The sequence below is a fragment of the Microcoleus sp. LAD1_D5 genome, assembly GCF_036702115.1.
Classification (GTDB): Bacteria; Cyanobacteriota; Cyanobacteriia; order Cyanobacteriales; family Microcoleaceae; genus Microcoleus.
Map to the genome: position 1 here is coordinate 37,429 of NZ_JAUBSA010000056.1, position 6,661 is coordinate 44,089.

A 6,661-nucleotide genomic window follows, 5' to 3' on the forward strand; every position below is an offset into this window, starting at 1 on the left:
CATTGACAGTGCACACAAACTCAAAAAACCTGGTTGTTAAACCTGGGTCGAGGCTGTAACGAGGTTTTGCGTAAAAAAAAGGTGGTTTCTGCCCCTGTTCTCAACTCACAACTTAAAACTCAATCTTCCCTCACCACCCCCACGTTCCTGACCCTCCCTTAAACGGGCCGACAATATCTTTGGTAATCCAGCCGCCGTAAAAATCCCCTGGTTGAGATTGCACTAATTCCCCGTCCACATAACAGGCATCCATCTTGCTCGGATAAAAAGCCACATAATCTTTAATAGCTGCAAAAACTTGATTAGGATTGGGATAAAACCAAGCAGCATTTACTACTTCTTTCGACTCTACCGTCACAGTGTAATAACCAGCCTGTCCCTTCCACTCGCACCAAGAACCCTGTAAAGTTTTGTGCAAATATTCCATTTTGATGTCATCGGGGCAGATATAGTAGACAGGAGGGTGACTGGTCTCCAATACCCGCTGAGGACGGCGCGTGTCGGCAAGTGTCACTCCATTAAAAATTATCTGTACGTGTTTGGTCAATTCCTCAAGGCGAGGGGGACGCGGGTAATCCCAAACAGACTCTTGACCGGGGCCAGGCTGTATTCGATCGGAATTCATTTGCACAATCTTCCCTGAAAAAAAACAATTAGCGACTTAGCATTACAATTTAATGTACCCTTAATCGAGTCGCTGCTTCAGATCAAACCAGCTTTTCCCAACTCTTCGTAATATGAGTATTCGCGGTATAGACGTTTCCGACTACCAGCCCAATGTCAATTGGCAAGCAGTTGCCCGGGATGGTATTACCTTCAGTTTTGTCAAATCGACCGAGGGTGCAACGTTCGTTGCCCAAACTTTCGCCCGCAATTGGGCGGCCATGAAAGCGGCGGGGATTCAACGCGGTGCTTACCACTTTTTTCGACCGACAAGCAGCGTTCAAGGACAAATAGATTTGTTCCTGAAAACTGTCAAACTCGAAGCGGGAGATTTGCCGGCAGTCTTGGATTTGGAAACTACAGGCGGTTTGAGTGCGGGTGAATTGTGCGATCGAGCCGCAATTTGGTTAGAAGCAGTCGAAAAAGCCACGTTGATGCGGCCAATTATCTACACTTACCCCGGTTTCTGGGACAACTTGGGAACCACACGGTTTGCCGATTACCCACTGTGGATTGCTCACTATACCACTGCTGAGGAACCTTGGGTTCCCGGTGGCTGGAAAACTTGGACTTTTTGGCAATACAGCGACACAGGCACCGTGTCAGGCGTATCGGGCAATGTAGACACCAATATTTTTGAAAGCGTCCGAGAAGGCGCCGTAAGTTATAAAGTTGCAGACATCCAGAAGGAATTAAGAATTAAAGGTTTTTATCAAGGCGCGATGGACGGTAAATTTGGAGCCACCACCACAGCCGCGCTCATCTCGTTTCAGAAATCTCAAGGTCTCAATCCCGACGGCATTGCAAGCCTCAAAACCTGGGCGGCTTTGATGCGAAAATCTCCCAAAGTAGTTGTCCCCCCTCCAGCGCCCACTCCCACTCCCATATCAGGCGTGCGGCTGACTCAGGTATTCTCGTCTTATCAAGCTAGCGCTAGCCAAGATACTGCCTTAATTTGGCTGCAAAGTCAAGTTTCTACCTCTATTTTAGGGGAATTTGCTCAAAAATGGCGGGCCACTGCCGTACCTCCAGACACTAATTTGCGATTGATAGATGTTGGCAAATTTTATCGCGGTTTAGCACAACAAGACCAAGCTTTAGATTGGTTGCAAAAACAAATTTCTCCGGCTATTCTTACCGAGTTTGCACAAAAGTGGCGCTCTCAATCTACAGTCACTACTTCTCCGATTCGGTTGATAGATGCGTGCAAATTTTATCGGGCCGCCCCCCAACAAAACCAGGCTTTAGATTGGCTGCAAGGGCGAATTTCGCCTGCAATTCTATCAGAGTTTTTTCGCAAGTGGCAGAATGCGAATCGATTATAGATGTTAGATGTTAGATGTTAGATTGACTCTACAGATGAATCTTGCGATTTTAGATTTTAGATGGGAAATCTACTCTAAAGATGAGTCTGGGGGTGATCGATTTGATTTGAGATGTGAGCTTTTTGATTGGAGATTGACTCCACAGATGAATCTGGGGTTGAAAGGCTTATATAATGGGAAAGCTGGCAAATCTTGGTATTTAAGATTTGAGATTGACTCCGCATCAAAATTCGTCAAATCCTCTCCCTCTGTGCCCGCATCCCCATCAGACTCTCGAATATTACAGAAACTCTCTCGCTTAGCTACAACTTACTGCCATCTTTGACGCCAAGAGAATTATCTGATAAAGTTATAGCGACTATCAAGGTTTTTTAATCTTATTGGGAAAAATCCAGGGCCGTGCCGAGTTTGTAAGCTGCGCGGAAAATAACGCCTGCACTCCCGTTACCCGCGATCGAACATTTAAAACTAAGCGGGCAGCCTGTAACAATTATATCTATGGAAATCTCCTTTAACATCACCCTGTTGATGGTCATGACCGTCATCTGTGGCATCAGCGCTCAAGTTCTGGCCGCTTATCTGAAAGTTCCGGCGATCGTCTTTTTGCTGTTGTTTGGCATTTTAGCAGGCCCAGACTGCTTGGGAGTGCTGCACCCGAATCTGCTGGGAAGCGGTTTGGAAGTTATGGTATCCCTTTGCGTAGCTTTAATTCTGTTTGAAGGCGGCTTGAATTTGGAATTGCGAGATTTGGGCAAACTTTCCGGCAGCATCCGCAATTTAGTTACCGTAGGCACTTTAATTACGCTAATAGGCGGCGGAATGGCCGCACACTGGTTGGGGGAATTTCCCTGGCCGATCGCATTTTTGTATGCTTCTCTAGTAGTCGTCACAGGCCCGACAGTAATCGGCCCTTTACTCAAACAAGTATCTGTTGACAAACAAGTCGCCTCGTTGCTCGAAGCAGAAGGCGTTTTAATCGATCCTGTCGGGGCAATTCTGGCAGTATTGGTGCTGAATATTATTTTGAATGGCAATGCTGATTTGCTGGTTTTGTTCCGAGATTTAATCGTGCGACTATTAGTTGGCGCAGTCATCGGGGTTGCGGGAGGTTGGCTGCTGGGATTCATTCTCAAGCGATCGCAATTTCTCTCAGAAGACCTCAAAAACTTAGTAGTGTTAGCAGGTTTGTGGGGGTTTTTCGGCTTAGCAGAAGAAATCCGCAGTGAATCGGGACTGATGGCAACTGTGGTATCCGGCATCGTCCTCAGAGCCGCTGCTGTCCCGGAAGAAAGGCTGCTGAGGAGGTTTAAAGGTCAACTCACAGTCCTGGCTATTTCCATGCTGTTCGTGCTGCTGGCGGCCGATTTATCCCTCGCTAGTGTGGTCGCCCTCGGTTGGGGAAGTTTGTTTACAGTTTTAGCTTTAATGTGGGTAGTGCGGCCGATCAATGTTTGGTTGTGTACTTGGAACAGCGGACTAAATTGGCGACAGAAATTATTTGTTTGTTGGGTAGCGCCGAGGGGAATTGTCTCAGCGTCGATCGCATCTTTATTTGCAATTTTGCTCACCCAGCGGGGAATCAACGGCGGCGACTCGATTAAAGCCTTAGTTTTCCTAACAATTATTATGACAGTTTTCGTCCAGGGACTAACGGCTGGACAGATGGCTCAACTTTTGGGCATCACCTCAAAATCGGCCACCGGTGCTGTCATTGTGGGGTCAAATCCTTTGAGCAGATTAATTGCTCGCTTGTTTCAAGAACGCGGAGAATCAGTGGCAATTATCGACACAAACCCCGAAGCTTGCGAACAAGCAGAACGAGAAGGTTTGCGGGTATTTTTGAGCAGTGCTCTCGACCACAGCGTTTTAGAAGAAGCCGGAATGGAATCGATGGGAACTTTTTTGGCAATGACTAACAACGGCGAGGTAAACTTAGTGTTAGCTCAGCGAGCGGCCGAAGAGTTTGCACCGCCGAGGGTTTTGGCAATATTCCCCAAAGATCCGCAAGCAAATACGCCTGCAAATCCGACTAAAATCAATCAAGCCTTTGTCTCCGATTTGTCGCTGAAGGATTGGAACGAATATTTGAGCGACGGCGAAGTGAAATTGGGAGAAACAGAGTTAAAAACAGAGGGATTGCAGTTTCAAATTGCTCACTTACAAGCTTTGGTTAAAGCCGGGGAGTTGGCGCCGTTGCTGCTGGAAAGGCAAGGATACTTGCAAGTAGTGTCGGCGACCCAGATTTGGCAAGCAGGCGATCGAATAATTTATTTGCTGTGCGATCGCAAACCGCAATTATTGAAAAGATTGTCTGGTTCGTCGCAGTCTCGCTTGACTTTGGAAAAGCATCAGGTAGTTGAGAAAGTGCCGATTCCTTCTCCGATTTTAGAGGAGGTTTTGGAGTCAGCAAAAATAGTTCCAGAGGATGAAATTTTGCAGCCGCCAGTTTCGCGATAGGAGCAGTATCCCCGATCGTACTCTGTAATCTGCTTGTCGCGATCGTCCTTACTCTGCCTCCCCAATTAAAGTAAATGCCGCCCAATCTCGTGGCCCAGGATGAGTTTTCATCGTGGCTAACATTGCTTGCCGCAATGCCTGCGCTTTGTCAGGATTATTTTGCAAGTTTTGATAAAACGACTGCATCAATTCCGATGTCGGCGCATCTGGAACCGCCCATAAAGAAACAATCACACTCGGCACTCCTGCCGAAATCAAAGCGCGCGACAAACCAATCACCCCATCCCCGGTAATTCTGCCTTCTCCAGTGTTGCAGGCACTCAAAACAACTAAATTTGCTTGCAGTTTCATGTCAAAAATCTCTTCTGCGGTCAATAAGCCGTCATCGCTACCAGAAGGAGCCATAGCGATCGCACTTCCCAATCCGCGCACATCATCGAGCAATCCATGCGTTGCCAGGTGAATAATCGATGCTTGGGGCATTTTTTGGACGATCGCAGCTTTTGTACCTTGAGCGCCCGTAATGGCTTGGGTGTTGAGCAGAGGGGCGATCGCTCTGGCTTCGGCTTCGGCCCCAGGTAGAGGAGACAATTGTTGTTTGGGTGCTCCAGGATAGGAAGACACACTAGGCATGGTGGGATTGCCCAATACTAGAGCGCTGCCGCTGTGGGATTGCTTCTGTGCTAGCTTCTGTCGTTGTTGTCGGGTTAAATCCAATACTTGAATCGAAGGGGCGGTGAGAATGGTGTGTTTTTCGATTAAGTAAGTGCCGCCTTCATCTTGCAGGGCGGGAAAAGGCACCTGGAACAGGGAGTCTTGGGGAATGAAAATGATGCGGGCATCGGGATCTTTGGGTAGCAGGCTGGCAATAGGATCGATCAGCAGTTGATGCAGCGTCGGTAAGTTGGGTTGGGGTTGGGTGGAGCCCAGACTGCTCCGACTGCGGACGGCGAGGAATTCTTGATTGCCAATAATTAGATCGGCTAGAGAGGCTTTGTGCTGCTGCCAGAGGGGTTTGAGGTCAACTTGGCGGAACGCGATCTCGCCCGTCGGTTGAATCACCCAGATGTAGAGTGCGGATTCATGTCCTACTTGTTTGCCCTGAATCTGGAAGTAGTCGTAGATGATGGAATACTGCACCAAGGTAGCGTTCTGCGCTTTGGCGATTTGTCGAATCTCGTCTTGGTTGGGAGCAGTGGCGATGACCGGATTGGCATCACCTGACGATAAGCGCTGTGTGAGTAGATCGACAAAGGCACGGGCACGTCCACGCTCAGCAATTTCTAACGCTTCATTTGGGTTATTCTGGGCCACCCGGACTTGTTGTAAAGTCCGATAGGTGCGATCTTGTCCTTCAAAGATGGAGACTTTATTCGCATCGTTGGGGCCGAGCATTTGACGCATCGATTCCCAAACTTGAATCGCATTCACGAGCATTTTTTCAGATTCTGTTGGGTTGCCAGCTTTCAAGAACGCCACTCCGAGGTTGTTGAGCGCCCCACCCTCCCCAAGCCGGTCTTTAATTTCCTGTGCGATCGCTAAATATTGCTGTGAATACTCGATCGCTTTGGCATAGTCGCTCAAAGAGTGGTAAGCAGCTCCCAAATTGCCCAGTGCTACAGATTCTACTTGGCGGTTTTTAATTTCGCGGGCGATGGCTAACTGTTGCTGCCCATATTCAATGGCTTTGCCATAGTTGCCCTGATAGCTGTAAGCGACTCCCAAATTGCCCAGTGCTACAGATTCTACTTGGCGGTTTTTAATTTCGCGGGCGATGGCTAACTGTTGCTGCCCATATTCAATGGCTTTGGCATAGTTGCCCAAATTGAGGTAAGCAACTCCCAAATTGCCGAGTGCATTACCTTCCCCAAGGCGGTCTTTAATTTCGCCTGCGATCGCTAAATATTGCTGTGTATACTCAATCGCTTTGGCCGAGTTGCCCAGATAGCTGTAAGCGATTCCCAAATTGCCCAGTGCCACACCTTCTACTTTGCGGTCTTTTATTTCCTGTGCGATCGCTAAACTCTGCTGCCCATAATCAATGGCTTTGGCATAGTTACCCAAATTGAGGTAAGCTATTCCCAAATTGCCGAGTGCTACACCTTCTACTTGGCGGTCTTTTATTTCCTGTGCGATCGTTCAATACTCCGGACAGTTTTTAAGCAGCCAAAGTACCATAAGACAAGACTGAAGAAAGATTAGGATGGTTTAAAATC

Annotated in this window: 4 protein-coding genes; 2 read left to right on the forward strand and 2 right to left on the reverse strand. The window is 48.0% G+C overall.

Annotated features, from left to right (window positions below):
• Positions 1-130: 130 nt before the first annotated feature.
• Positions 131-625: a DUF427 domain-containing protein gene (locus QUA70_RS20755; protein ID WP_333349554.1), complete on the reverse strand. Its 495-nt coding sequence runs from the start codon at positions 623-625 to the stop codon at positions 131-133.
• A gap of 112 nt (positions 626-737) precedes the next feature.
• On the opposite strand from QUA70_RS20755, the gene QUA70_RS20760 reads away from it, so the two are divergent.
• Together QUA70_RS20760 and QUA70_RS20765 are read left to right on the forward strand one after the other, a co-directional pair.
• Positions 738-1,988 carry a GH25 family lysozyme gene (locus QUA70_RS20760; protein WP_333349556.1) on the forward strand — a complete coding sequence of 417 codons (1,251 nt, stop codon included), beginning with the start codon at positions 738-740 and terminating at the stop codon, positions 1,986-1,988.
• A 498-nt stretch (positions 1,989-2,486) separates the two neighbouring features.
• Positions 2,487-4,445 (forward strand): cation:proton antiporter domain-containing protein, encoded by a 1,959-nt coding sequence (locus tag QUA70_RS20765; protein WP_333323815.1) that lies wholly within the window; start codon positions 2,487-2,489, stop codon positions 4,443-4,445.
• 48 nt (positions 4,446-4,493) lie between these two features.
• Here the strand turns inward: QUA70_RS20765 and QUA70_RS20770 are convergent, their stop codons facing one another.
• The gene (locus QUA70_RS20770) at positions 4,494-6,530 is read right to left on the reverse strand and encodes a CHAT domain-containing tetratricopeptide repeat protein (RefSeq protein WP_333410657.1); all 2,037 of its coding nucleotides are present in this window, start codon (positions 6,528-6,530) and stop codon (positions 4,494-4,496) included.
• Positions 6,531-6,661: the final 131 nt, after the last annotated feature.